This window comes from Plantibacter sp. MCCC 1A11337, assembly GCF_013349365.1.
GTDB lineage: Bacteria > Actinomycetota > Actinomycetes > Actinomycetales > Microbacteriaceae > Plantibacter > Plantibacter flavus_A.
The window spans coordinates 1-26,152 of sequence record NZ_JABJWX010000007.1 but is presented as its reverse complement, the minus strand read 5'-3'; the positions used below and the strand labels follow the sequence as shown (position 1 = coordinate 26,152).

Here is a 26,152-nt window from a genome sequence, read left to right as displayed (position 1 = left end):
ACGTCCGGCGGCGTGCTTCGACGTGATTCGCATGGTCGCGCCCTACGGGAGCGGAGGCGTCCCATCCGCGCCGCGTGCGATGCGGAGCATCCGCGTCGCTGTCGCGTGGAGGAGTTCGCAGAGATCCTCGGGTTCGTCGACGATCACCGCATGATCCCCCAGCCCGGCGATCACCGCTGGAAGCCAGTCGAGGCGTTTGGCTCGGATCGAGACCCGATGCCAGGTGGGTGCGTCATCGATCGACTCCACGACGGCCACGCTCTCCGGGAAGTGGGCCCGGATCTGCGGGACGCTCGCCTGGATGCGCAACCGGACGTGCCATCGGTAGTCCGCCCCCGCGAAGCGATCGACGAGTGGAGGGCGCTCCGCCCGAGCACCCGGGCCCGAGAAGACGCCGGGCAGCGTCCGCGCCGATCGGATGCGGTCGACCCGGAAGGTGCGTTCCTCCGCTCGCTCGACGTCGAACGCGTCCAGGTACCAACGACCGGCATGGACGAGCAGCTCGAACGGATGCACCGTGCGACGCGAGGGCGTGTCCTCCGCGTCGCGGTAGCGCAGTTCAACGGGGCGTCTCGCTCGGATCGCGTCCGACACGGTGAGCAGGACTCCCGCGTCGGGCACGTCGTGGCGCTTCGGCCTCCGTGCTGCGGCCTGCAGGACCGCCTCGAGGCGGTCCACGGATACGGCCGGGAGGGATCGTCGGATCTTCGCGAGGGCGATCTGCGCTGCGAGATCCGGGGAGTCCGAGGACGACTGGGCTTCACTCAGGCCGAGGAAGACGGCGACCGCTTCCTCGTCAGTGAGCATGATCGGCGACACCCGTCGGCCGACGGCGAGGCGGTACCCGCCGTAGCGACCGCGCACCGACTCGATCGGGACATCCATGTCCATGAGACGCTGCACGGAGCGGCGCACGGTCCGTTCGTCCACGCCCAACCGCTCGGCGAGCTCTGCCACGCTGCGGATCTCCGCGGACTGCAGCAGCTCGAGCAACTGCAGCGCTCGAGCAGTCGGCGAGCCAGTATGTCCCATCTCATGAGAATACCGGGCGAAAACAGTCCGGTATTGGCTCTATCGTCGTCACCGCCCCGCACCTGTGGGGGAAGACCACCAGCCAAGGAGACACGCATGCACCTCGCAGCCACCCGGATCATCACCGACGACGTCGACACCCTGGTCGCGTTCTACGAACTGGTCACCGGTGCGACCGCGGCACGATTGCACCCGTTGTTCGCTGAGGTGCGCACCGACACCGGCACGCTCGCCATCGCCAGTTCGGCGACCATCCCGCTGTTGGGCGAGGACGCCGCCGCACCGCGTGCCAACCGATCCGTCATCCTCGACCTGCTCGTCGAGGACGTCGACGCGGTCTACACGAGGCTGCAGGGCGTCGTGGAGACGTTCGTGAACGAGCCGACGGATATGCCGTGGGGCAACCGGTCACTGCTGTTCCGCGACCCCGACGGCAACCTCGTGAATGTCTTCACCCCGATCACCACTGACGCAGGGTGAACGCGTCGACTCGTGACGTGCGTCCACGGCCTGCGCCGGGGTGACACGCTCGCCGACTGTGGGAGGCGTCCGAGCAGCTCATCAGCTGACGCGCCAGAGCCGGCGAGCGGAACACGGTCTATCCTCGGTCCCGTGAAGATCGTCGTGTCGGGCACCCACGCCAGCGGGAAGAGCACGCTCATCGCGGACTTCGCGCTCCGCCACCCGGAGTTCACGGTCCTCGGGGAGCTGTTCGACCTCGTGGAGGACGCCGGAGACGTCCCGAGCAGCACCATGTTCGCCGCCCAGCTACGCCTCTCGGCGGACCGACTGCTGGACGAGTCGGATGACGGAGACGTCATCGCGGAACGCGGGCCACTCGACTTCCTCGCATACCTCCTCGCGTCAGCGGAACTGGCCGGCACCGACCTCGACACCGGGTTCCTCGAGCGGGCGACCTCCCGCACCGCCGCGGCGCTCCAGACGGTGGATGTGCTGGTGGTCCTGCCGTTGACGCCGAACGACGGGATCCACGTCGGCGTGGACGAAGACCTGGAGCTGCGGACGGCCATGAACGCCGTCCTGCTCGATCTCGTCGGCGAGCCCGATCTCATCGCCGACCACGTCACGGTCGCGGAGATCACCGGCGACTCGTCAGACCGATTGGCCGCCCTGGAGGCTCTGGTCGCGTCGCAGCAGCGCTGACCTGCCACCGGACACGCCCACGACTGGGTGCCAGGTGGTCGTCATCCGGGTCACCGCGGGCACGGGCACACGCCTACGCCGGGATGACGCTCGGGATGAGTCGCGGCGCTGGAGGCAGCGGTCCGTGCCGGGCGCATCGTGCTCGTCCCCTGAGTCGGCTGACGAGGCAGGCACCGATCCGCCATCGCTACAGCCAGACGGTCGCCAGCCAGACCTCGACGGCGGCGAGCACGAGCAGGGCGACGTTCAGCCCGAGGACCCGGAACTCGCCGCGGCGCACGTGCACGGTGATGCCACCGATCTGCACGAGGACGAGGCCGACCGCAGCCGCGACGGTCAGCCAGGTGAGGACGCCCACGAGCGGCGGCAGGATCAGGCCGACCACGCCCAGGATCTCGAGGGCGCCGATCACACGGACGGTCCACAGCGGCATCGTGTCGACCCAAGCCATCATGGGGCGCAACTGATCAGCTGAGCGGACGAGCTTCATGCCGCCCGAGTACAGATACATGACCGCGAGCAGTCCTGCGACGATCCAGTAGGCGATGACCATGTGCAACCTCCGAGTGCGTGTGTGCGTTGATGGTTACGATAAGTAACCGACGCAAGTGTGGACCGGTTCGGACCGGCGTACAAAAGGCACACGCGTGTGACCGAGCCGCGAGGGGTGCCGTGTTCCGCTACCAGAGACTGTGTTCCGTCCGGGGCGATCAGGGCAAGGCCATCCGCTCACTCCTCGACCGCATCGCCGACAAGTGGGCACTCCTCCTCATCGCGACGCTCCATGACGGCCCGTTCCGGTTCACCGAGCTCGAGCAGCGCATCCCGGGCATCTCCCGACGCATGCTCACACTCACCCTCAGGAACCTCGAGCGCGACGGGCTCGTCACCCGCACCACCTTCGCCGAAGTGCCGCCACGGGTCGAGTACGAGCTGACAGACCTCGCGCAGTCGCTCATCCCCCACGCGGTGGCACTCGCCGAGTGGGCCGGCGAGCACGTCCCGACGATCGAGGCGAGCCGCAGGGCATACGACGAGCGGTCCTGACGACCCGTCCGCACCGCTGGCAGACGAAAAAGTCCCGGAAACCGTACGGTTTCCGGGACTTCGCGGTCGGGCTGACAGGATTTGAACCTGCGACCCCTTGACCCCCAGTCAAGTGCGCTACCAAGCTGCGCCACAGCCCGATGCCATCTCCGCGGGCGGAGAAGACAACTCGAACAGTCTAGCGGATTCCGAGGGCGCTCCGTGACACGGCTCCGGCGACGGTAGCTCATCCCAGACAAGCCGCACTCGTCGGGCAGGAGGTCTCCCCTGCCCACCCTCGAACGGGGCACGCTACGGTGACTCGTCCGCAATCGCGTGACAGGACGAACGGACCGATCCGGCCACCAGATGGAGGACCCCATGCGCTACAGCCACTACTGGAAAGAGGTCCGCGTCGCGGCCCTCACCGCCCTGCCCGTCGCGATCGGCTCCGGCATCGTCCAGGTCAGCCGCAACACGCCGATCGACGACGCCGTCATCGGCGGCGCCATCACCTTCGTCGCGCTGTCGCTGCTGATTCCGGTCGTGCGCCACTGGCTGCACCCCGAATCCCGCGGCTGACCACCGCGGCACGCCTTGCACGACGTGCCGCGAGAGCGGGCCCATGCCGGTCCGAGCGACTACTCGGCGTCGCGATCCGCGACGAGCTGGTCGCGCACCTTGCGCCGCAGCACCTTGCCGATGAGCGACGTCGGCAGCTCGTCGAGCTGCACGACCCGCTTGGGCACCTTGTAGGCCGTGAGGCGGGTCCGGCAGTAGTCGCGCAGCGAACCGGCGTCGAACACCGTCCCAGCACGCATGACGACCGCGGCCGTCACGTCCTCGCCACCGGAGTCGCGCGGCAGACCGACCACGGCGGCCGACTCGACGTCCGGGTGGGACAGGAGCGTCTCCTCCACCTCGGACGGGCTCACGTTGAACCCACCGGTGATGATGAGCTCCTTCACCCGGTCGATGACGGTCACGAAGCCGTCCGCCGACACCGTCACGATGTCACCGGTCCGCAACCAGCCGCCCTCGAGCAACGCCTCACGCGTCTCGTCCGGACGACCCCAGTAGCCCTGGAAGACCTGCGGGCCACGGAGCAGCAACTCGCCCGACTCCCCCGCCGCACGATCGACCGCCGGGTTCTCGGGATCGACGACGCGGATCTCGGTGCTCGGGAACGGCACACCGACGGTGCCCGGCCGACGCGACGGACCGATCGGGTTGCCGAGTGCCACCGGCGACGACTCCGTCATCCCGTAGCCCTCGACGAGCAGACCGCCGGTCGCCTCCTCCCAGCGCGTGACCGTCGACACCGGGAGGCTCATCGCCCCGGAGATCGCGAAGCGGACACTCGTCAGGTCGACACCCTTGCGGCTCGACGCACGCGACAACGCGTCGTAGATGGGCGGCACCGCCGGCAGGAACGTCGGCGGCGACTTCTTCGCCGCCGTGAGCACCAGCTCCAGGTCGAACTTCGGGAACAGCACGAGCCGCGCCCCGATGCTCATCGCGAACGTCAGGCACAGCGTCATGCCATAGGCGTGGAAGAGCGGCAGCACGCCGTAGAAGACCTCGCCACCCTCGCTCAGGCCCGGCACCCAGGCGCGTCCCTGAGCCGCGTTGGCCCGCAGGTTGCGGTGTGTGAGGATGGCCCCCTTCGGCGCCCCGGTCGTCCCGCTCGTGTACTGCAGGAGCGCGGTGTCGTCGAGCGTCGGACGCACGACCCGCTTCGACAGCTTCCGTCCGCCGATCAGCCGCTCCCACGGAAGCACGTGCTTCGCCGACGGGGTCGCGGTCATCGCCGCACGCGACTCGCGGGCACGCTTCACCGGCAGCCGGAGCGCCAGCCGCTTCGACAACGGCAGCGCCTGGGTGATGTCGACCGAGACGATGCGGCCGCGCATCACGTCGGCCGGGAGGTCGGCCACGAGGTCGTAGACCTTGTCCCACACGATCGCGACGTGCGCGCCGTGGTCCTCGAACTGATGACGCAGCTCGCGAGCCGTGTAGAGCGGGTTGTGCTCGATGACCGTCGCGCCGAGCCGGAGCGCCGCGTAGAACGCGACGACGTGCTGCGGACAGTTCGGCAGCACGAGGGCCACGCGGTCGCCCGGCTTCACACCGAGCTTGCGAAGCCCTTCGGCCGCTCGCGCGACCTGTTCGCCGAGCTCGCTGTAGCTGGTCTCCGCACCGAAGAACTCGAGGGCGATGCGATCACCGAAACGCTTGACCGAGGTGTCGAGCAGGTCGACGAGCGTCTCGGTGACCTCGTCGATGTCGGCTGGCACGCCACTGGCGTAGGACGACAACCACGGCCGTTCGGCCAGACGCTGACGCTGTGCCTCTCCGGCCTCGGTCGGCTCCGACGACTGCTCGCCCTCGCGCTGCTCGGCTGTGTTTCCTCGATGGTCCACGATGATCCTCCAGATGACACCGCGCGCACCGCACGCATGCCTCCACCCTAGGCGGGCGCGTATGCCCGGCCGGGGATGCGACCGGACTGCTTGACAAGCTCCAAACCGACACCGGTGAATCGCCCGAGGAACGGTGGAACAACGCCAGAAGCCGGCCACCCGAAGGCGACCGGCTCCTGAGGATCGAACGACTCAGACGGCGTCGGGCGACGCCGGCGTCTTCGGCTGACGCTTCGCGGCCGCAGCGGCGTTGTCGGACATCGCCTGCTGGAGGTTCTCCCCCAGCGCGCCACCGGCGACCCCACCCAGGAGGGCGGACAGGTCGAGCCCGGTGATGTCCTTGACGACCTTCGGCACCTCGCTGACGACCTGGCCGACCGTCTTCGTGACGGCTGACGCACCCTCAGTCGAGATGACCGTGAGGTTCGAGATGTTGCCGAGCGGCTCGGACACGGCTCGCGTGATCTCAGGCAGACGAGCGATGATCTCGGATGCGAGTCCGGCCTCACCGTACTTCTTCAACGCCTCCGCCTTCGCGTCGATCGCCTCAGCCTCGGCCAGACCCTCCGCGGCCACGGCCGACGCCTTCGCGTCACCCTGGGCGCGGATACCCTCGGCCAGCGCGATCTGCTTGTCGCGCTCAGCGGTACCGGCGAGGCGCACGGACTCCGCAGCGGCCTGGGCGTCCTGCACGGCCGCGACCTTGTTCGCCTCGGCGATGGTCTTGCGCTTGAACGCGTCGGCCTCCGTCGCGGCATTGGCTGCGTCTCTGGCCGCCTGCGCGCGCTGGACCGTCGCGTAGGCGTCGGCCTCGGCCGGCTTGCGCACCTCGATGTCGAGGCGTTCCTGCTCCACCTTCGCCTTCTCGGCGAGCGCCTCACGCTCCTGCTCCGCGACCAGACGGTCCTGCTGCGCCGTGGCCAGCTGACCGGAGGCCTCGGCCTCGGCGTTCGCGCGGTCGGTCTCCGCCTTGATCGTCGCCTGCTTGAGGCTCAGCGCCTTCTGACGCTCCGCGACCTGCTCCGCCGCTTCGATCCGCGCGAACTCGGACGCACGAGCGGTCTCTGCCTCCTTGATCTCGGCGTTCTGCCGGGCGAGCGCGTTCTCCGCGCGCCCGAGGTCGGCGAGGTAGTTGGTGCCCGGCGTCGAGATGTCGGAGATGTTCAGCAGGTCGACCTGGAGGCCCTGCTCGGCGAGATCCGTCTTGGTCGCCTCGACCACCGCTTCGGACAGGGCGTTGCGATTGGAGATGATCTCCTTGATCGGCATGTTGCCGATGATGGAACGCAGCGACCCCTCGAGGGACTGCTGGATGATCTGCGTCAGCGACCCCTGCTGGGAGAGGAAGCGCTGCGCGGCACGGCGCACACCCTCCGGCGTGCCGGAGACCTTGAAGTTCACGCTCGCCTGGATGGCGACCTTGATGAAGTTGGTGTCGACACCCTCCACGACGATGCCGATCTGACGCTGCTCGAGCGAGATCGGGAAGCCCTGCTGCAGGATCGGCCAGATGAACACCCGCCCACCGATGACGACCCGCTGACCGCCATCGGGCTCACCGGTCTTGGCGCCGGCCCCCCGACCGACGATGACGAGCGCCTGGTTCGGCGGCACGCGCTTGATGCGTCCGGCGACGAACGCGACGATCGCGAGCGCCACCACGACGAGTGCGATCACGGCGATCACCGTGATGTTGGTGGTGATGAAGTCCATAGGGCAGGTGCCTTCCCCTCGAGGGCGTGCTGGTGGATGGATGGAATCAGGGCTGCGTGTCGGCAGCGGCTCCGCTCGACACGGGTTCGACCTTCACGCGGGAACCCTGGAGCTCGACCACGCGGATCCGGCTGCCCGTTTCGATCCGCGTGTCGGAGAACGCGAGGCGCGTCTCGATCTCGTGCGGACCGTCGAGGCTGACCTCGCCGAAGGACGCCGAGATGGTCGACCGGGCGACCCCGTAGAGACCGAGCGGTGAACTCGGCGTGCCGTCCTCCGAACGCTTGAAGCTCCGGATCATCAGCTGGACGCCGACGAGCACGAGGACACCGATGACGGCCGAGATGACATAGGCGGACCAGACGGGCAACCCGTTCGCCAGCACGATCGCGCCGACGGCGCCGAAGACGGTGAACGCGCTCCCCAGCGCGGTGGCCGAGACCGCCCCGTCCAGGAAGTCGAAGATCTCACCGAAGACCAGTGAGATGAGGACGATCACGAGACCGACGGCGCCGACGATGATGAACAGGGTCATGCCACCAACCCTACTGAACGCCCAGGCGACGTGCAGGAAAGCGGTCTCCCGTCACGGCGGCGACGGGCTGCGGGCCCCTGTGGAGCGACGGCAGGGGCCCTCAGCCCACTGCGTCGAGCAGCTCCGTCAGCCAGCCGGCAGCGCGCGTCGTCGCGCCCAGACGCTCGACGCGTTCGCGCAACCCGCGGTCCGAGGTGACCACCACGACCGCCCCGTCGAGTTCACGGACGACGCCCGCGATCGCGTCGTCGCCACTCCCCGCAGCGTCGACGATCGAGACGCCGGCCCGCAGTTCGTGCCCGGGCTCTCGTACGCTGTCATCTGTGTGGACGCCGCGGGCCTGTCCTTCCACGACGGCGATGTAGGCCGGCCACCAGCGGTCGAAGTCGAGGTCGAGCGCCTGGGCGTCGAGACCCTCGTGCGCGAGGCGGCCGAGGCGCGCGACGAACCGCTGTGCGGCACCCGCACGGTCCTTCCACCACCCGTCGGGTCGCGAGCCGACGACGTTCGCGACGTCGACGACGACCGTGACGCGGCGCTCGAGCTGCGACCGCAGGCCGGGCCACGAATCGGCGAAGCCAGGGTGCAGAGGCAAGGTCTCGACCTCGGCGAGCGGCACCCAGGCGAGGGCGATGCTCTCCGGGTCGGACACCACGGGTTCGAACGGCTCGACCGCCTCGACGATCACCGTCGTGTACGACCAGAACCCGAGATCGAGCACGGAGTCGAACCGCAGCTCGATCGACTCGGCGGGGACACCTGCCTCCTCGTGCGACTCGCGGACCGCACCGTCGACAGCGCTTTCGAACTGGTGACGCGCGCCTCCCGGGATGCCCCAGGTGCCGCCGAAGTGGCTCCAACCGGCCCGGTGCTGCAACAGCACGCCGCGCGCCCGATCGTGCACGAGGAGTCCTGCTGCACCGAACCTCCCCCAGAACTTGCGGCCGTCCCCGGATTCGACCCAGGCATCCCCGGCGTCCCGGAGGGGGCCGCCGGGAGGATGCGCATCAGTCATTGGACCAGCCTGGCACGAAACGCTGGGCGGCACCCCCTTGCCCACCGTCATCTCCACACCACGTGCAGAATATGTTATATATTGAACTCCAGTATTGCATCGGCAGCGTTCGCGCCCGCCGCACCGAACCCACGCGAAGGACCCCCATGGATGCACGTCAACGCCGGACGCGGGCACGGCTCGCGCGCACGATCCTGCAACTCGCCGCCGAACGCCCGACCTCCGACATCTCCGTGTCGGAGATCGCCGCACGCGCCGGCATCAACCGATCGACCTTCTACCAGCACGCGGCGGCGCCGTGCGAGCTGCTCGAATCGGTCCTCGCCGAGGAGCTCACGGAACTGAGCATGACCCACCTGGCGACCGTCTCCGCGGACGACGCCCCGGCGGCGATCACCAGCGCCACAGTCGCCGCGCTCCGCCACATCGACGAGCGCGCCGACATCTACCGCGTCGGTCTCGGCGACGACCTCATCGGTGCGAGTCTGCAGCCGATGCTCAACCGCGTCTTCACCTCGACGGTGCTCGAGATCTTCGAGCGCGGGGCGATCACCCTCCCCCACGCCGAATGTCTGAGCGAGGAGCAGCGCGAGCTGTTCACGCGATCGGCGGCGCACTTCGTCGCCGCGGGCTCCGTCGCGGCGTTCCGCGTCTGGCTCGACACCCCTGCACCACGCGACATCGCGTCGTTCCTCGAGGTCATCGGCGAGCTGCTCCCGAGCTGGTGGCCGTTCCACGCCGAACACGAGCCCGCCTTGGCGCCAGCGGACGAGCCCGCCCTCGCTCGCCCCTGATCACGCCTCGACCAGGACGAAGAAGGCCCGGGACCACTTCATGGAGTGGTCCCGGGCCTTCGTCGCCACCGTCAGGCAGACGGACGCCGCGGGTCAGCGCTGGCGCTTCTCGCGGACGCGCATGTTGACGTTGATCGGCGTGCCCTCGAAGCCCCAGATCTCGCGCAGGCGACGGACCACGTAGCGACGGTAACCGGGATCGAGGAAGCCGGTCGTGAAGAGCACGAAGGTCGGCGGACGGCTCGCGGCCTGCGTGCCGAACAGGATGCGGGGCTGCTTGCCACCGCGCAACGGGTGCGGGTGCGCCGCCGTGAGCTCGGCGAGGAAGGCGTTGAACTTGCCGGTGGGGATACGCATGTCCCACGACTCGAGGGCGACCTCGAGGGCTGGGACGAGACGCTCCAAGTGGCGGCCCGTGCGCGCGGAGATGTTGACGCGCGGCGCCCAGGACACGTGCGAGAGGTCCTGTTCGATCTCGCGCTCCAGGTACTTCCGGCGTTCGTCGTCGAGCTGGTCCCACTTGTTGAAGGCGAGCACGAGGGCGCGACCGCTCTCGAGGACGAGGTCGATGATGCGCACGTCCTGCTCGCTGATCACCTCGGTGACGTCGATGAGGACGACGGCCACCTCGGCCTTCTCGAGCGCCGTGCTCGTGCGGAGCGACGCGTAGAAGTCGGCACCCTGCGACAGGTGCACCCGGCGACGGATGCCTGCGGTGTCGACGAAGCGCCAGATCTTGCCGCCGAGCTCGATCTGCTCGTCGACCGGGTCGCGGGTGGTCCCGGCGAGGTCGTTGACGACGACGCGCTCCTCGCCTGCGGTCTTGTTGAGCAGGCTGGACTTGCCGACGTTCGGGCGTCCGAGGATCGCGACACGGCGGGGGCCGCCGAACTCGTCCTTCGCGACGGCCGAGACCTGCGGGAGGACCTTGAGGATCTTGTCGAGGAGGTCGGCGACACCACGACCGTGGATCGCGGAGACCGGGTGGGGCTCGCCGAGGCCGAGGTTCCAGAGGGCTGCGGCCTCCGGCTCCTGACGGGCGTCGTCGACCTTGTTGGCGACGAGGAAGACGGGGCGTCCGGTCTTGCGGAGCAGCTTGACGACCTGCTCGTCGGTCGCCGTGGCACCGACCATGGCGTCGACCACGAAGATCACGACGTCGGAGAGGTCGATGGCGATCTCGGCCTGGGCCGCGACAGATGCGTCGATGCCCTTGGCATCGGGCTCCCACCCACCGGTGTCGACGACCGTGAAGCGACGGTCGTTCCACTCGGCCTTGTAGTTCACGCGGTCGCGGGTGACACCGGGGGTGTCCTCCACGACGGCCTCACGACGACCGAGGATGCGGTTCACCAGCGCGGACTTGCCCACGTTCGGTCGTCCGACGATCGCCACGACGGGCAGCGCCGGCAGGAAGCGGATCTCGTCCGGGTCCTCCGTCGCGCCGTCGAGGATGTCGAGGTCGTCGCCCTCGAGGTCGTAGTCGGCCAGGCCGGAGCGGAGGGACGCGGCCCGCTGGGTCGCGAGCTCCTCGTCCATGTCCTGGAGGCGGTCCGCGAGGTCGTCGGGGCCTCCGTCGAACTGCTCGTCATCGTGAGCCATGGGAGTTCCTTGCTGTGAGGGATTCGGTGACGCGGACGACCGCGTCGACCGTCTCGTCGAAGTCGATGTGCGTGGAGTCGACCGTGGTCACTCCGTCCGCCGCGTTCATGAAGTCGACGACCCTGGAGTCCGCCCGGTCACGCCGCTGCAGTTGTTCCGCGACGTCGCCGGCAGGGTGGCTCTCGAATTCCGCTGAACGCCTGGCCATTCTAGCCGCTTCGGACGCCGTGAGCAGGATTCGAGCCTGAGCATCCGGTGCGACCACCGTGGTGATGTCGCGTCCCTCGACGACGATGCCCGGGCGGTCGACGCCGGCGATGAGCGATCGGAAGGTCTCGTTGATCCACGCACGCACCTCCGGGACACGGGCGACGGCGGACACGACCGCCGTCACGCGAGGGCCGCGGATCTCGTCCGTGACGTCGCGATCACTGAGCGTGAACGCGGTCACGTCCGGGTCGAGGGAGACGGTGAAGGCGCCACCGAACGCGTCGAGCGAGCCGATCACCGCCGCCGAGTCCTCCGGGTCGACGTCTGCATCGAGCGTGTGGAGCGCGAGCGCGCGGTACCAGGCGCCCGTGTCGAGGTAGCGGTAACCGAGCCGACGGGCGACGGCCTTGCTCACGCTGGACTTACCGCTGCCGGCCGGTCCGTCGATCGCGACCACGACGGGTGCGTCAGGCGTCGTCGACGCGCCGGTGCTGGTGGGGTGCTGTTCGGTCATGTCTCTTCCTATACTTCCGCGATGCGCCAGCCGCGCGACTCGAGGTCGTCGACGGTGCGCTGCTTCACCTCGGGGAGGACCTGGACCTCCGCGAGACCGATGTTCGCGCCGGGCGAGTGCTCCAGACGCAGGTCCTCGATGTTGACGCCGATCTCGCCGAGCTCCGTGAACAGGGCGCCCAGCTGGCCGGGGCGGTCGTCGAGCAGGACGACGATGCTCGCGAACCGGCGGTTCTGGCCGTGCTTGCCGGGGAGCCGTGCGACGCCGGTGTTGCCGGCGGCGATCGTGTCCGCGATCGTGCGGCGAGCGCCCGGCACCTCCGGGTCCCGGAGCGCCGAGATGACGGACGCGAGGTCGGTGGACAGCTGCTCGAGCACCGGGAGGACCTCGGCGTGGTTGGCGCTGAGGATCTGGACCCAGAGCTCCGGCGCGCTCGAGGCGATGCGGACGGTGTCGCGCAGCCCCTGTCCGGCGAGCTGGATGGCGCCCTCCTCGGCGTCCTGCAGCTGGGCGGCCAGGAGGCTCGCGACGAGCTGCGGCGTGTGGGAGACGAGCGCGACGAAGCGGTCGTGTTCGTCCGGCGTCATCTCCATCGGGATGGTGCCGAGGTCGAGCGCGAGGCCCTCCACCTGCGACAGCGCCCAGGCGGGTGTCTCGGCGTCGCGGCAGATCACCCACGGGCGACCGAGGAAGAGGTCGGCCCTGGCGGAGATCGCTCCCCCGCGCTCACGGCCGGCGAGCGGGTGCGAACCGATGTACCGGGTGAGGTCGACACCGCGCTCGAGCAGTGCGCGGTACGGTTCGAGCTTCACGCTCGCGACGTCGGTCACGACGGCATTTGGGAACGCGGCGAGTTCGGCCTCGATGACGCGGGCGGTGACGTCCGGCGGGACGCAGATGACGACGACGGACGGGTCGTCGGAGGGTTCCGCCGCACGACCCGCGCCATAGTCGACGGCGAGGCGCAACTGACTGGGCGATGCGTCGTCGAGGATGATGTCGACGCCCTTGGCGCGCAGCGCGAGTCCGATGCTCGCGCCGAGGAGGCCGGCTCCGACGATGCGGACCGAGCCCTGCACGCGCGCGGGAGCTGCGCTCAGGTCGCTCATGCCGTCGGCTCCGGCGCCTCCGCTGCCGTGCCGTCGGCCGCACGGGCTTCAGGACCGTGTGCGCGGGCGATGGTCAGGATGGCGCCGAGTTCGTCCTTGCTGAGCTCGCGCAACTGGCCGGATCCGAGCGTCCCGAGGTGCAGCGGACCGAACTGACGGCGCACGAGGTCGACGACCGGGTGGCCGACGGCGTCGAGCATGCGACGGACGATGCGGTTCCGCCCGGAGTGCAGCGTGAGCTCCACGAGACTGGAGCCGTCCTCGGTGCCGAGCAGGCGGGCCTTGTCGGCGGAGATCGGTCCGTCCTCGAGCTCGATGCCCGCGGTCAGCTTCGCGAGGACCTGGGGGGTCACCTTGCCCGTGACCTTCGCGATGTACGTCTTCTGCACACCGAAGGAGGGGTGGGCGAGCACGTGCGCGAGGTCGCCGTCGTTGGTGAGGATGAGCAGACCGCTCGTCTCGGCGTCGAGGCGGCCGACGTTGAACAGCCGTTCCTCGTACTGCTCGGTGAAGCGGCGCAGGTCGGGGCGACCGCGGTCGTCCTTCAGCGAGCTGTAGATGCCCACCGGCTTGTTGAGCATGAGGTAGCGCTTCGAGGCGTCGAGCTGGATGGCGCTGCCGTCGACGGACACGAGGTCGTGCTCCGGGTCGATCCGCGAGCCGAGCTCGGTGACGACGACGCCGTTCACCTCCACGCGGCCGTCCTCGATGAGCTGCTCCGACACGCGCCTCGAGGCGACGCCGGCGTTCGCCAGCACCTTCTGCAAGCGGATGCCCTCTGATTCAGTGCTGGTCACTGTCGAATCCTTCCCGGCCATCGTCGAGCAACGGCGAGATCCGCGGCAGCTCCTCGATGGCGTTGATACCAAGTTGGGTGAGCAGGAGATCGGTGGTGCCGTAGTTGATGGCACCCGTCTCACTATCGGTGAACATCTCCGTGATGAGTCCACGCCCGAGGAGGGTGCGGACGACGGAGTCGACGTTAACGGCGCGGATCGAGGCGATCGCGCCGCGGCTGATCGGCTGCTTGTAGGCGATCACGGCCAGGGTCTCGAGCGCCGCCTGCGACAGCTTCGTCGGGTTCTGCGTCACGACGTAGTCGGTGACGAGCGCGTCGTAGTCGGCTCGGACGTAGATCCGCCAGCCGCCGCCGACCTCGCGGAGTTCGAATCCGCGTCGGACGCCACCGCGTTCGCCGTCGTAGTCGGCGACGAGGTCGGCGATGGCCCGTCTGACGGCTCCGACCGGCACGTGCACGGCAGCGGCGAGGTTCACGAGGCTCTGCGGTTCGTCGGCGACCATGAGGATCGCCTCGAGCGCCCGTGGGACGTCCGGTGCGGGCACCGGCGCGGGCTCGGGCGGCAGGCTCTGGGCGGCGTCCGTCGGCCGCCCGATCGACTCGGGTGTCGCGTCAGGCATCGTAATCGGCTCCCAGGTTGGCGAGGCTGTCGTCGTTCCAGGTCTCGGCGGTCCAGCGGAGCGTGAGCTCGCCGAGCGGTTCGATCTGCTCGAAGGACAGCGCAGCGTGCCGGTACAGTTCGAGCACGGCGATGAAGCGCGCGATGACCACGCCCTTCAGCTCCGCACCGGCCACGAGCTCGCGGAAGGTGTGGGACCCGCCGCGGCGCAGGATGGCGACGACGTGCGCCGCCTGCTCCCGGATGCTCACGAGCGGTGCGTGCAGGTGGTCGAGACCGACGGTCGGCACCTCGCGTGGCGTGAACGCGAGCGTCGCGAGTGCGCCGAAGTCCTGCGCGGTCAGCGTCCAGACGAGTTCCGGGGTCTGCTGGCGGTACTGCTCCTCCAGCCGGACCGCCCGGAAGTGGCGCGCCGCCTCCAGGTCGAGGCGCTCCGCGAACCACGCGGACGCCTGCTTGAACGCGCGGTACTGCAACAGGCGGGCGAACAGCAAGTCCCGCGCCTCCAGCAGGGCGACGTCCTCCGCGTCGACGAGTTCGCCCTGCGGCAGCAGCCCCGCGATCTTGAGGTCGAGCAGGGTGGCCGCCACGACGAGGAACTCGCTCGCCTGGTCGAGTTCGTCATCGGCCTCGAGCGTCCGCAGGTAGGCGATGAACTCATCGGTCACGCGGCTGAGCGAGACCTCCGTGATGTCGAGTTCGTGCTTGCCGATGAGGGTCAGCAGGAGGTCGAAGGGTCCTTCGAAGCCCTCGAACGACACCCGGAACGACGGTGCCGGTGCGGGGTCGACGGTCGTCGCCTCATCGGAGCGCGAGCCGGTGTCGCCGGCCGGAGGGAGGACGGCAACGGGCGTCCGCGCGGGATCAGGCGATCGCGCCACGGGAGATGAGCTCTCTCGCGAGCTGACGGTAGGCCTTCGCGGCGGCGTGCTCCGGTGCGAACTCGGTGATCGGAGTGCCGGCGACGCTCGCGTCGGGGAACTTCACGGTCCGTCCGATGACCGTCTCGAGGACCTTCTCGCCGAACGCGTCGACGACGCGCTCGAGGACCTCGCGCGAGTGCAGCGTCCGGGAGTCGTACATGGTGGCCAGGATCCCGTCGAGCTCGATCGCCGGGTTGAGGCGGTCACGCACCTTGTCGATGGTCTCGATGAGCAGCGCGACACCGCGGAGCGCGAAGAACTCGCACTCGAGCGGGATGAGCACCCCGTGGCTGGCGGTGAGGGCGTTGACCGTGAGGAGGCCGAGCGAGGGCTGGCAGTCGATCAGGATGACGTCGTAGTCGTCGGACACCTTGCGGAGCACCCGGGCCAGGATCGTCTCCCGCGCGACCTCGTTGACGAGGTGGACCTCGGCGGCCGAGAGGTCGATGTTGGCCGGAAGCACGTCGAGACCCTCGATGGCGGTGTGCTGGATGACCTCGGCCGGGTCCTTCACGGTGCCGAGCAGCAGGTCGTACACGGTGTTGGAGTCGTGGGTGGAGATGCCGAGACCGGCGGACAGCGCGCCCTGCGGATCGAAGTCGACGACGAGCACCCGGCGGCCGTATTCGGCCAGCGCGGCGGACAGACTGATGGTGGTCGTCGTCTTGCCGACCCCGCCCTTCTGGTTGCAGAGCGAGATGATGCGTGCCGGTCCGTGCTGCGCCAGCGTGGGCGGCACCGCGAACTCACGACGCGGGCGGCCGGTCGGGCCGTTCGGGTTCAGTTCGGCGGCGGTCTTGCGCGCAGAATCCTGCACTGCGCTCGTGTGCTTCGTACCGGCCACCGGTGTTGCCTCGCTCCCGCTTGCTGTCGTTCGAGTGACGAGTCTACCGGGCCACGGGTCAGGCCTGCGGTGCCGCTCCGCCCGCGGTCCATCTCGCCCGGGGATGGGACTGCGTGTACACATCACGGAGGTTGTCGACCGTCACCAGCGTGTACAGCTGCGTCGTCGCCACCGAGGAGTGACCGAGGAGTTCCTGCACGACCCGGACGTCGGCTCCGCCCTGCAGCAGGTGCGTCGCGAAGGAGTGTCGGAGGGTGTGCGGCGACACGTGCGACTCGAGTCCGGCGCGCTCGGCGGCACGTTGGAGGACGAGCCACGCGCTCTGCCGGGACAGTCGCGCACCGCGCTGCCCGAGGAACAGCGCCGGCGTCGACCGACCGAGGCCGGAGAAGACCGGCCGGACGCGCACGAGGTAGCGGTCGACGGCGTCGCGGGCGAAGCTCCCGAGCGGCACGATCCGCTGCTTGCCGCCCTTGCCGAGGAGTCGGACGATGTCGGTGTCGATGACGTCGTCGACGTTCAGGCCGACGGCCTCCGAGACGCGGGCTCCGGTCGCGTAGAGCAGTTCGAGGAGCGCCTTGTCGCGGACGGCCAACAGGTCGTCGCCGTCGGTCGTCTCGAGCAGCGCGCGGACCTGGTCGATCGTGATCGCCTTCGGGAGCCGCCCCGGGAGCTTCGGCGGCCGCACCTCACGTGCGACGTCGACCTCGACGAGCTGTTCGTCGAGCAGGAACCGGTGCAGACCTCGGATCGACGACAGCACCCTGGCGAGCGAGGACGCACGCACCGGCTGCCCCTCCGGTGTCCGGAGCGACGCCGTGTACTCCGACACGTGCGCAGCGGTGACGGCCGGCGCCTCGACGACGTCGTGCGCCCCGAGCCAGGCGAGGTAGCCCTCGAGATCACGCCGATAGGCGGCTTGCGTGTTGGCCGACAGCCCGCGCTCGATCGCGATGTGCCGCAGGTAGTCGGCGACCGCGCGATCGAGCGCCACGCCTCAGGCTCCGCCCGGCCCGATCGTGGAGTCGCCGCTGTCGCGCAGCGTCGACCACCCGCGATCGCGAGCCGCGGCGGCCGTGAGGACACCGAGCATCAGGATCGAGTTGTGGAGCCGACCGTCGAGTACCGCGGCCACGGCGTCGTCGAGCGGCACCCACTCCACGAGGATGTCCGCCTCCTCCTCAGCACGGGCGAAGGCCTCGGCGGTCGCCGTGAGGTCACGCGCGAGATAGATGCGGATCGACTCGTTGCTGCCACCGGGCGTCGTGTAGAACTCCGTCAGCAGCTGGAGCGAACCGGCGACCAGATCGGCCTCCTCCTCGAGCTCGCGACCCGCGGCCACGGCCGGGTCCTCCCCCGTGATGTCGAGCAGGCCGGCCGGCAGCTCCCAGTCGCGCTCCCCGATCGGGTGGCGGTACTGCTGGATGAGCAGGACGCGCTCGTCGGCGTCGAGCGCCAACACCGCCACCGCCCCGGTGTGGTCGACGAACTCGCGCACGACCTCCCCGTCACCGTAGCGGAACGTCTCCCGACGGATGTCCCACACCTTGCCCGCGAACGCGCGCTCGGAGGACACCACCTCGACGGGGTGCGCCTCGTCGCGCAACGACGCGGCGTCGCCGAACGACTCAACCATTGGCGACGTCGAACAGCCGGCTCGCCTGCTGGCGCTCGAGCGAAGCACCGACGAGGCCGGCGAACAGCGGGTGCGCGTGGTTCGGGCGCGACCGCAGCTCGGGGTGCGCCTGCGTGGCGACGTAGAACGGGTGTACCTCACGCGGCAGCTCGACGTACTCGACGAGCGTGCCGTCGGGCGACAGGCCGGAGAACTGGAGGCCGGCGTCCGCGATCTGCTGGCGGTAGCCGTTGTTCACCTCGTAACGGTGACGGTGACGCTCGGACACCTCGTCCGCACCGTACAGCTCGGCGACGATCGAGCCCTCGTCGAGCTTCGCCGCGTACAGGCCGAGGCGCATCGTGCCGCCGAGGTCGCCGCCGGCGATGATCTCGACCTGCTCGGCCATCGTCGCGATGACGGGGAACTGCGTGTCGGGGTCGAACTCGGAGGAGCTGGCACCTTCGAGCCCGACGACGTTCCGGGCGTATTCGATGACCATGCACTGCAGGCCGAGGCAGAGGCCGAGCACCGGGATGCCGTTCTCGCGGGCGAACTTCAGGGCGCCGAGCTTGCCCTCGATGCCGCGGATGCCGAAGCCGCCGGGGACGCAGATGCCGTCGACGTCGGCGAGCGCCTTGATCGCTCCCTCGACGGTCTCGCAGTCGTCGGACGGGATCCACCGGATGCTGACCTTGGTGTCGTGGGCGAAGCCGCCGGCCTTGAGCGCCTCGGTCACCGACAGGTAGGCGTCGGGCAGGTCGATGTACTTGCCGACGAGGCCGATGGTGACGGCGTGCTTCGGGTGGTGGACGGCCTCGAGGAGGTCGGCCCAGCCACTCCAGTCGACCTCGTTCGTGACGAGACCCAGGCGGTCGGCGATGTAGGCGTCGAGGCCCTGGTCGTTCAGCATGGTGGGGATGTCGTAGATGCTCGGGACGTCGACCGCGTTCACGACCGCGTCCTCGTCGACGTCGCACATGAGCGCGATCTTGCGCTTGTTGCTCTCGGTCACCGGGCGGTCGCTGCGGAGCACGAGTGCATCGGGCTGGATGCCGATGGACCGGAGGGCCGCGACCGAGTGCTGCGTCGGCTTCGTCTTCTGCTCACCGGAGGCGCCCATGTACGGCACGAGCGAGACGTGGACGAAGAACACGTTGTTCCGGCCGAGCTCGTGGCGGATCTGCCGTGCCGACTCGATGAACGGCTGCGACTCGATGTCGCCGACCGTGCCACCGATCTCGGTGATGATCACGTCGGGCTGGGGGGTCTCGGACGCTTGGAGGCGCATGCGGCGCTTGATCTCGTCCGTGATGTGCGGGATCACCTGCACGGTGTCGCCGAGGTACTCGCCGCGACGCTCCTTGGCGATCACGGTCGAGTAGATCTGACCCGTCGTCACGTTCGCGGCCTGGCTCAGCTCGATGTCGAGGAACCGCTCGTAGTGGCCGATGTCGAGGTCGGTCTCGGCGCCGTCGTCGGTCACGAAGACCTCGCCGTGCTGGAACGGGTTCATCGTGCCCGGGTCGACGTTGAGGTAGGGGTCGAGCTTCTGCATGACCACCCGGAGCCCGCGCGCCGTCAGCAGGTTGCCGAGGCTGGCTGCGGTGAGCCCCTTGCCCAACGAAGAAACGACACCACCAGTCACGAAGATGTGCTTGGTCGTGCCGTTGGAGCCCGAGACGATGCCGTCGGTCGGAGAGTTCAGGTTGCCCGCTTCAGAAGTATTCACCACGGGCTTTTATCCTACCATCCAGTTCGGGTTCATGTGTCGCTTCCTTCGCGGTCGCGTCGTCAGGAGGCTGCGAGGGCGAGCAGTTCGCGGGCGTGGGCGAGACCGCTGTCGGACTCCGCGAGCCCGGAGAGCAGCCGCGCCATCTCCGCCTCCCGGTCGGCGCCGACGAGCTGGCGCACGCTCGACGCCGTCACCGAACCATCTCCGCCCTTGACCACGCTCAGGTGGTTGTTCGCGAAGGCCGCGACCTGCGCGAGGTGGGTGACGACGATCACCTGCGAGCGTTCGGCGAGGGCCGCGAGGCGACGCCCGATCTCGATCGCCGCGGCTCCGCCGACGCCGGCGTCGACCTCGTCGAACACGAAGGTCGGTACGGGGTCCGCACCGGCGATGACGACCTCGAGGGCGAGCATCACCCGGGACAGCTCCCCACCCGAGGCGCCCTTGCCGAGCGGTCGGGGCTCGGCACCGGCGTGCGGCCGGAGGAGGAAGGCGATCACGTCCTTGCCGTGCAGCGTGAGGTCGTCGCGATCGGACACCTCGACGACGAGCTCCGCCTCGGCCATCGCGAGCGAGCGCAGTTCCGCGCTCGCGGCTGCGCCGAGTCGAGCAGCGGCTTCGACCCGGACGGCGCTCAACGTCGCGGCAGCGGCATCGACCTCCCCGGAGTGCCGCTCGACGTCGCCCTCGAGCTGAGTGATGCGGTCGGAGTCACCGTCGAGCTCCATCAGGCGGGTGCTGCCCGTCTCGAGCAGGTGCAGGACGTCCTCAGGCGTCGGCCCGTACTTCCTGGCGAGTGTCGCGAGCGTGGCACGGCGCTCCTGGACGACCTCGAGTTCGCGAGCGCCGTCCTCGTCGAGTCCGGCGAGGTAGCTCGAGAGCTCGGCGGCGATCTCCGCGGCCAGGTAGCTCGCGTTGGCGACACTCGCGGCGATCGCGCCGAGAGCGGGATCGTGCACCGAGGCCCGGTCGAGCTGCCGCCGCGCGCCTTCGAGGAGTCCGACGACGTCGCTCTCCTCGCCCGCCTCGGCCGAGACGAGTTCTCGGGCGCCGGCAGCCGAGAGACGGAGCTCCTCGAGGTTCGTCAGTCGATCGGCGCGCTCGGCGAGCTCGGCGTCCTCGCCGGGCTGCGGGTCGGCCTGCTCGATCTCGGCGAGCGCGACGCGCAGTTGCTCGGCCTCGAGGAGTCGCGTGTCGCGCTCGTTCGTCAGGGTCTCCAGTTCCGTCCGCAGCTCGAGGAGCTCCGTGTAGCGCCGCTGGTAGTCGCCGAGGGCCCGCTGGAGCGGTTCACCGGCGAAGCGGTCCAGGGCGTCCCGCTGGGCCGGCGCGGCCCGCAGCCGGATCTGGTCGGACTGCCCGTGCACGACGACGAGCTGCTCGCCGAGTTCGGAGAGGATACCGATGGGCGCCGTCCGGCCGCCGACGATCGCGCGGCCGCGGCCCTCGGCGGTCACGATCCGACCGAGCAGCAGCTCTGCCGCATCACCCGCGGGGTCGAGGTCTCCCCCGGCCTCGCGGACGCGCTCGGCGACCGCGCCGTCGCCCGGCACCAACCAGCGTCCCTGGACACTCGTCTGCTTCTGGCCCGCTCGCACGACGCCGCTGTCCGACCGCTGACCGAGGAGCAGCCCGAGGGCGGTGACCACCATCGTCTTGCCCGCGCCGGTCTCGCCCGTCACGGCGGTGAAACCGGGTCCGAGTGGGAGCGTCCCGGACGCGATGACGCCGAGGTCGCGGATCTCGATCTCCTCGATCATGCGGTGCCCTCCTGATCGCTGTGGTGCCGGGTGGCCGTGGAGGCCGGGACGTGAATGGTGCCGGTCATCGGCTCCTCGCGTCCGACGGGGCCGCGCCAACCGGTGACCGGCAGCCGGAACTTGTTGACGAGACGATCGGTGAAGGTGCTCTCGTGGAGGCGCGCGAGGCGGACCGGCACCGAGGAGCGTCTGACGACCACCCGTGCGCCCGGCTGGAGGTCCTTGGCCCGGCGTCCGTCGCACCAGAGCACGCCGAGGCCGTCGGTGCGTTCCAGGACCTCGACGGCGAGGGACGACTCCGGGCCGACCACGAGCGGCTTCGCGAACAGGGCGTGCGCGCTGAGCGGGACGAGGGTGATGGCCTCCACCGACGGCCACACGACCGGGCCGCCCGCCGAGAAGTTGTAGGCGGTGGAGCCGGTCGGCGTCGAGATGACCACCCCGTCGCACCCGAAAGAGGAGAGCGGACGCTGATCGACCTCGATCACGACCTCGAGCATGCGCTCCCGACTCGCCTTCTCGACCGTGGCCTCGTTGAGCGCCCAGGTCTCGTAGACGACCTCCGCGCCGACCTTGACCCGGACGGAGAGCGTCATGCGCTCCTCCACGAAGTAGTCGCGACGCACGACGCGTTCGACCGTCTCGGCGAGGTCGTCGCGTTCACTCTCGGCGAGGAAGCCGATGTGACCGAGGTTCACCCCGAGCAGCGGCGCCGCCGATCCTCGGGTCACCTCGGCCGCTCGCAGGATCGTGCCGTCGCCGCCGAGGACGATCGCCAGTTCGATGTCGCCGAGGGAGACCTCCTCGTCGAGGATGGAGACGACGTCGAGCTCCGGGTCGACGGCGATGAGGTCGGCCCGCTCCAGCGCGCTGAGGACCGGGCGGACGCCCGCCTCCAGGAGCAGCCTGGACACGAGCACGGCGGCATCGCGGGAGTCGTCGCGACCGGTGTGCGCGACGACCAGGATGTTCCTCGCCGCGACCGCAGGATCGGTGGAATGTGCCATCGGGTTACGCTCCAGCCATCGAGGTGATCTGCTGCATCCATTCTGTCGGATTGGTTCCGTGCTCGGCCGATATCCACACCACGTACTCGCGGTTGCCGTGGGTGCCGACGATCGGCGACGGGATGAGCCCGGCCGTCCCCAGCCCGAGGTCCCAGGCCGCCCACAGGACGCCCGCGACGGCGTCGGCACGGAGCGCGGGATCGGTGACGACGCCCTCACGGACGCCACCACGACCGACCTCGAACTGCGGTTTGACGAGCAGGACGAGTTCCGCCGGTGACGCGACGACCGACACGAGTGCCGGGAGCACCTGGGTGAGCGAGATGAACGAGAGGTCGCCGACCACGAGCGACGGACGCTCGTCGAGGCCGGTGAGGTCACTGAGCTGCTCCGGCGTCAGGAAGCGGACGTTGCACCCCTCCACGACCCGCACCCGCTCGTCGTCTCGGAGCTGCGGCACGAGCTGGTCGTGCCCGACGTCGAGGGCGACCACCCGACGCGCTCCGCGCTCGAGCAGGACCTGGGTGAACCCGCCGGTGGAGGCGCCGGCGTCGAGGACGAGCGCGTCGTCGACCACGACCGGGAAGGTGTCCAGGGCGGCGAGCAACTTGTGGGCGGCTCGACTGACGTAGTGGTCGGCGCCGGCGACGGCGACCCGCGCATCCGGGTGGACCCGGTGGGAGGCCTTCACGATCGTGCGGTCGTCGACGCTCACGAGCCCGTCGGCGATGAGCTGGGCCGCATGGGTTCTGGAGCGGGCGAGTCCTCGCGCGGCGAGGGCGGCGTCGAGGCGGGCGGACTGCGCGGCGCCGTCCGGCGAATCGGCTGCAGCCGGTGCTTCGGGTGTGTTCTCCATGCGCTACGCCGACGTCTTCGGCGAGTCGCTCCCCTCGAGCGTCGCCCGGAGTTCGTCGACGAGCTCGCCGTACGCGGCGGCCCGCTCCTCGAGCGGCTGCTCGTCGATGAGGCGGACGCGGGACACGAGGCCGTCGGTCGGGTGCTCCGGTTCGTTCGTCACAGGGCAACCCTACCGGCCGCCACCGTCGCCGCCCCCGGGAACCGCTGTGGGCGAACACCCGTGGCGACCCGCGCCTCCCGAGGGGTGGGCATCACTCCGCGTACAGGTGCTCCGGGACGTTGAGCCCGTAGATGGCCCGGCCGGACGCCCAGATCGCGGCGCACGCGGCGCGCAACAGGTCGATCCGCGACGGGCCGTCGGACTCCACCACGACGTCGTTCCCACGGATCCGCACCGTGGCCGCACCGACCGTCGCCGCCTTGCCGTCGCGCGACATGGTGGTGGCCGGATACGGCTCGTGCAGCTGCCGCAGGTCCTCGAGGATGAAGGTCGGCCGGGAGTGCTGGTCGGCCGCGAGGACGTGCTTGGCCCGATCGATGCCGGTCAGGACGAGGGCCGACGCGATCCCGGCGCGGTTCGCACCGAGGATGTCGGTGTCGAGTCGGTCGCCGATGAAGAGCGGCTTCGATGCGCCGAAACGGACCTTCGCCTCGTCGAAGATCGGAACCTCCGGCTTCCCGGCGACGGTCGCCAGACGGCCGACCGCCGTGTGGACGGCCGACACCAGCGTGCCGTTTCCCGGAGCGATCCCGCGAGCCTGCGGGATGGTCCAGTCCGTGTTCGTCGCGACCCACGGCAGCTCAGAACCGTCGGCGGTCGGCGTCTGCAGCGCGAACGCCGCTTCCGCCAGCTGCGACCAGCCGACTTCGGGAGCGAACCCCTGGATCACCGCAGCCGGCGAGTCCTCAGCCGAGCGGGTGACGACGAAGCCACCCTTCTCGACCTCGTCGACGAGCCCGGCGCCACCGACCACCAGGATCGTCGACCCGGCGGGCACGAGGCCGGCCAGCAGTCTGACCGCGGCCTGCGGGCTCGTGACGACCTCTGCCGGCGCGACGCTGAGGCCGAGGTCGGTCAGGTGCTGCGCGACGGAGGCGTCCGTCCGGGAGGCGTTGTTCGTGATGTATCCGACGCGAACGTGTTCCGCCGCCAGGTTCAGCGACTCCACTGCGTGCGGGATCGGGTTCGGACCGGCGTAGACCACGCCGTCCAGATCGGCGAGGACCACGTCGACGCCGTCGAGCGGGGTCACGGGCTTAGGCCTTCTCGTCAGCAGCGGGCTCACCGGACGGCTCCTCCCCGGGCTGATCGTCGGATTCAGGGGCGTCAGCCGTGGGCGACTCGGGTTCATCGTCGAACTCGAGGAGCTCCTCCACGACCACCATCGTCTCGCCCTCGTCGTCCGCAGCGGACTGCTCGAGCGCCTCGGAGGCGATCATCGCCCGGTCGTGCCAGACGGCCGCCTCCTCCTCGCGACCGAGGACCTCGAGGGTCTCGGCGTAGGCATTGAACAACGCCGGGCTGTAGGAGAACGCACGCTTCGGGTCGAGCTGCGGGATCTGCAGCTCGAGCAGCGCGTCCTCGGTCTGCCCGAGGTCGAGCCGGGCACCCGACATCGCGATCGCGAGGGCGACGCGGACCGGCACGTCGAGGGTCGAGCGATCGACGGACCGTCCGAGTTCCAAGGCACGCTCCGGTCGGCCGACGCCGCGTTCACTGTCCACCATGAGTGGCAACTGGTCGTCCTTGCCGGAGATACGGCGGTAGGTCCGCAGCTCGCGAAGCGCGAGGGCGTAGTCGCCGGTCTCATAAGCGGTGATGGCGAGGGTCTCGCGGACCATCGCGATCCGGCCGGCCCGACGGGCAGCGGACATCGCGTGGAGGTGGGCCAACGCAGGATCGCTGTCGATCAGTCGCGCCGCCATCGCCAGGTGCTGGGCGACGCCGTCGGCGTTCTCCTTGCTCAGGGTCTTCAGCTCGTTCCGCGCACCCTTGTCGAGGTCCTGCGGCGTGACGTCGTCAGGGATCTCCGGGTCGTCGTGACGCGGCCGGATCGACTTGAGCTCGAACGCGATGCGCTCTTCTTCGGTCAGCTCGCGCTCGCGTCGGAACGCGTCGCGGTCGCCGCGGGCAGGAGCACCATCGCGCGTCCACAACTCGCGTCCACCGCTGTCGCGCCCGCGGTCGGGACGGCCACCACGCTCAGAGGAGTGTCCACGGTCGGTCCGGTTCCCACGGTCCGGGCGATCGCCGGACGAGGGGCGGTCGCCGCTCCGCGCAGGACGGTCAGACCGCTGCGGACGATCCCCCGACGATGAACGGTCCCGTTGCCAGGCAGGACGGTCCGACCGTTGCGGACGGTCGCCGGACGCCGGCCGATCCTTCTGCCAGGCCGGACGATCCGAACGCTGCGGACGGTCTCCTGATGAAGGACGGTCACCGCTGCGCGCGGGACGATCCGAACGCTGCGGACGGTTCTCTGACGACGGGCGGTCACCACTCCGTGCTGGACGGTCGGATCGCCCGGGACGTTCGGTGCCACGAGCGCGATCATCGCGCCGTGCAGCACCACCGTTCCCACGGTTGTCACCGGAAGATCTCGGAGGACGTCGCTCACCCTTGTCGGGCTGGTCTGCTGACTGGTCACTCACGATGATCTCCACGGTGCTCGGACGCCGTCACCCGGCGTCAACCTGCTGTTGAATTCTTGTCCCACGGTACCCGTGAAACGACGACTTAACGCAAAATGGCCACCCAAGAACCTTGGGTGGCCATTTCAACGAAGAAGTCCGGCGGTGTCCTACTCTCCCACAGGGTCCCCCCTGCAGTACCATCGGCGCAAAGAGTCTTAGCTTCC

The 26,152-nt window shown here is 69.6% G+C and carries 27 protein-coding genes and 1 tRNA gene; 5 read left to right on the top strand and 23 right to left on the bottom strand.

Translation table 11 applies throughout. From position 1 onward, the window contains the following. Positions 1–42 precede the first annotated feature (42 nt). Positions 43–1,032 (bottom strand): YafY family protein, encoded by a 990-nt coding sequence (locus HOW07_RS18665; RefSeq protein ID WP_175118252.1) that lies wholly within the window; start codon positions 1,030–1,032, stop codon positions 43–45. Positions 1,033–1,128: 96 nt separating this feature from the next. Here HOW07_RS18665 and HOW07_RS18660 point away from each other — a divergent pair, with 96 nt between their 5' ends. Beyond that, positions 1,129–1,512 (top strand): glyoxalase/bleomycin resistance/extradiol dioxygenase family protein, encoded by a 384-nt coding sequence (locus HOW07_RS18660; protein WP_175118250.1) that lies wholly within the window; start codon positions 1,129–1,131, stop codon positions 1,510–1,512. A gap of 132 nt (positions 1,513–1,644) precedes the next feature. Beyond that, complete coding sequence (locus HOW07_RS18655; RefSeq protein ID WP_175118248.1) at positions 1,645–2,196, top strand: AAA family ATPase; 552 nt, start codon at positions 1,645–1,647, stop codon at positions 2,194–2,196. Positions 2,197–2,383: 187 nt separating this feature from the next. Here HOW07_RS18655 and HOW07_RS18650 read toward each other — a convergent pair whose 3' ends face one another. Beyond that, positions 2,384–2,749: a DoxX family protein gene (locus HOW07_RS18650; protein ID WP_175118246.1), complete on the bottom strand. Its 366-nt coding sequence runs from the start codon at positions 2,747–2,749 to the stop codon at positions 2,384–2,386. Between the two features lie 119 nt (positions 2,750–2,868). Between HOW07_RS18650 and HOW07_RS18645 the strand changes: the two genes are divergently transcribed. Beyond that, on the top strand, positions 2,869–3,243 hold the full coding sequence (locus HOW07_RS18645) for a helix-turn-helix domain-containing protein (RefSeq protein ID WP_175118244.1): 375 nt from the start codon (positions 2,869–2,871) through the stop codon (positions 3,241–3,243). Positions 3,244–3,309: 66 nt separating this feature from the next. On the opposite strand, the gene HOW07_RS18640 is transcribed toward HOW07_RS18645, so the two are convergent. Then, positions 3,310–3,383 (bottom strand) — tRNA-Pro (locus tag HOW07_RS18640). Between the two features lie 220 nt (positions 3,384–3,603). Between HOW07_RS18640 and HOW07_RS18635 the strand changes: the two genes are divergently transcribed. Next, positions 3,604–3,804, top strand: a complete 201-nt coding sequence (locus HOW07_RS18635) for a hypothetical protein (protein WP_071260713.1) — start codon at positions 3,604–3,606, stop codon at positions 3,802–3,804. A gap of 59 nt (positions 3,805–3,863) precedes the next feature. Here HOW07_RS18635 and HOW07_RS18630 read toward each other — a convergent pair whose 3' ends face one another. The 4 genes from HOW07_RS18630 to HOW07_RS18615 all read right to left on the bottom strand — a co-directional run bounded on the left by HOW07_RS18630 (position 3,864) and on the right by HOW07_RS18615 (position 8,908). After that, positions 3,864–5,558, bottom strand: coding sequence for a long-chain-fatty-acid--CoA ligase (locus HOW07_RS18630; protein WP_217485429.1), 1,695 nt, complete (start codon positions 5,556–5,558; stop codon positions 3,864–3,866). 279 nt (positions 5,559–5,837) lie between these two features. Then, positions 5,838–7,358 carry a flotillin family protein gene (locus HOW07_RS18625; RefSeq protein ID WP_064295482.1) on the bottom strand — a complete coding sequence of 507 codons (1,521 nt, stop codon included), beginning with the start codon at positions 7,356–7,358 and terminating at the stop codon, positions 5,838–5,840. A gap of 46 nt (positions 7,359–7,404) precedes the next feature. Beyond that, positions 7,405–7,893, bottom strand: coding sequence for an NfeD family protein (locus HOW07_RS18620; RefSeq protein ID WP_079002642.1), 489 nt, complete (start codon positions 7,891–7,893; stop codon positions 7,405–7,407). Positions 7,894–7,993: 100 nt separating this feature from the next. Further along, positions 7,994–8,908, bottom strand: coding sequence for an NUDIX domain-containing protein (locus HOW07_RS18615; protein WP_175118240.1), 915 nt, complete (start codon positions 8,906–8,908; stop codon positions 7,994–7,996). Between the two features lie 146 nt (positions 8,909–9,054). Between HOW07_RS18615 and HOW07_RS18610 the strand changes: the two genes are divergently transcribed. Further along, positions 9,055–9,702 (top strand): TetR/AcrR family transcriptional regulator, encoded by a 648-nt coding sequence (locus HOW07_RS18610; RefSeq protein ID WP_175118238.1) that lies wholly within the window; start codon positions 9,055–9,057, stop codon positions 9,700–9,702. Between the two features lie 93 nt (positions 9,703–9,795). On the opposite strand, the gene der is transcribed toward HOW07_RS18610, so the two are convergent. The 16 genes from der to HOW07_RS18530 all read right to left on the bottom strand — a co-directional run bounded on the left by der (position 9,796) and on the right by HOW07_RS18530 (position 25,451). Next, positions 9,796–11,304 carry a ribosome biogenesis GTPase Der gene (gene der, locus HOW07_RS18605; protein ID WP_079002645.1) on the bottom strand — a complete coding sequence of 503 codons (1,509 nt, stop codon included), beginning with the start codon at positions 11,302–11,304 and terminating at the stop codon, positions 9,796–9,798. Further along, positions 11,291–12,028: a (d)CMP kinase gene (gene cmk, locus HOW07_RS18600; protein ID WP_175118236.1), complete on the bottom strand. Its 738-nt coding sequence runs from the start codon at positions 12,026–12,028 to the stop codon at positions 11,291–11,293. The genes der and cmk overlap by 14 nt, the downstream gene beginning before the upstream one ends. Positions 12,029–12,036: 8 nt before the next feature. Further along, positions 12,037–13,137: a prephenate dehydrogenase gene (locus HOW07_RS18595; protein WP_175118234.1), complete on the bottom strand. Its 1,101-nt coding sequence runs from the start codon at positions 13,135–13,137 to the stop codon at positions 12,037–12,039. Further along, positions 13,134–13,955: a pseudouridine synthase gene (locus tag HOW07_RS18590; protein ID WP_079002647.1), complete on the bottom strand. Its 822-nt coding sequence runs from the start codon at positions 13,953–13,955 to the stop codon at positions 13,134–13,136. The genes HOW07_RS18595 and HOW07_RS18590 overlap by 4 nt, the downstream gene beginning before the upstream one ends. Further along, positions 13,921–14,556: an SMC-Scp complex subunit ScpB gene (gene scpB / locus HOW07_RS18585; protein ID WP_121290430.1), complete on the bottom strand. Its 636-nt coding sequence runs from the start codon at positions 14,554–14,556 to the stop codon at positions 13,921–13,923. Before scpB ends, HOW07_RS18590 begins: the two co-directional genes overlap by 35 nt. Further along, on the bottom strand, positions 14,549–15,316 hold the full coding sequence (locus tag HOW07_RS18580) for a ScpA family protein (RefSeq protein WP_064295504.1): 768 nt from the start codon (positions 15,314–15,316) through the stop codon (positions 14,549–14,551). Before HOW07_RS18580 ends, scpB begins: the two co-directional genes overlap by 8 nt. A gap of 103 nt (positions 15,317–15,419) precedes the next feature. Then, the gene (locus tag HOW07_RS18575; RefSeq protein ID WP_071260744.1) at positions 15,420–16,295 is read right to left on the bottom strand and encodes a ParA family protein; all 876 of its coding nucleotides are present in this window, start codon (positions 16,293–16,295) and stop codon (positions 15,420–15,422) included. Positions 16,296–16,380: 85 nt separating this feature from the next. After that, positions 16,381–17,316: a site-specific tyrosine recombinase XerD gene (gene xerD, locus HOW07_RS18570; protein ID WP_121290426.1), complete on the bottom strand. Its 936-nt coding sequence runs from the start codon at positions 17,314–17,316 to the stop codon at positions 16,381–16,383. A 3-nt stretch (positions 17,317–17,319) separates the two neighbouring features. Continuing rightward, on the bottom strand, positions 17,320–17,958 hold the full coding sequence (locus HOW07_RS18565) for an NUDIX hydrolase (protein ID WP_175118232.1): 639 nt from the start codon (positions 17,956–17,958) through the stop codon (positions 17,320–17,322). Next, positions 17,951–19,645, bottom strand: coding sequence for a CTP synthase (locus tag HOW07_RS18560; protein WP_199862395.1), 1,695 nt, complete (start codon positions 19,643–19,645; stop codon positions 17,951–17,953). The genes HOW07_RS18565 and HOW07_RS18560 overlap by 8 nt, the downstream gene beginning before the upstream one ends. An 86-nt stretch (positions 19,646–19,731) precedes the next feature. Then, complete coding sequence (gene recN, locus HOW07_RS18555; protein WP_175118230.1) at positions 19,732–21,429, bottom strand: DNA repair protein RecN; 1,698 nt, start codon at positions 21,427–21,429, stop codon at positions 19,732–19,734. Then, a complete protein-coding gene (locus HOW07_RS18550) occupies positions 21,426–22,436 on the bottom strand; it encodes an NAD kinase (protein ID WP_079002652.1) in 1,011 nt (336 codons plus the stop codon). Before HOW07_RS18550 ends, recN begins: the two co-directional genes overlap by 4 nt. A gap of 4 nt (positions 22,437–22,440) precedes the next feature. Next, the gene (locus HOW07_RS18545; protein ID WP_175118228.1) at positions 22,441–23,292 is read right to left on the bottom strand and encodes a TlyA family RNA methyltransferase; all 852 of its coding nucleotides are present in this window, start codon (positions 23,290–23,292) and stop codon (positions 22,441–22,443) included. A 3-nt stretch (positions 23,293–23,295) separates the two neighbouring features. After that, positions 23,296–23,454, bottom strand: coding sequence for a hypothetical protein (locus HOW07_RS18540; RefSeq protein WP_167620469.1), 159 nt, complete (start codon positions 23,452–23,454; stop codon positions 23,296–23,298). Positions 23,455–23,545: 91 nt separating this feature from the next. After that, positions 23,546–24,547 (bottom strand): HAD-IIA family hydrolase, encoded by a 1,002-nt coding sequence (locus HOW07_RS18535; RefSeq protein WP_240555473.1) that lies wholly within the window; start codon positions 24,545–24,547, stop codon positions 23,546–23,548. A gap of 4 nt (positions 24,548–24,551) precedes the next feature. Further along, a complete protein-coding gene (locus tag HOW07_RS18530; RefSeq protein WP_254628491.1) occupies positions 24,552–25,451 on the bottom strand; it encodes a hypothetical protein in 900 nt (299 codons plus the stop codon). Between the last annotated feature and the right edge of the window lie 701 nt (positions 25,452–26,152).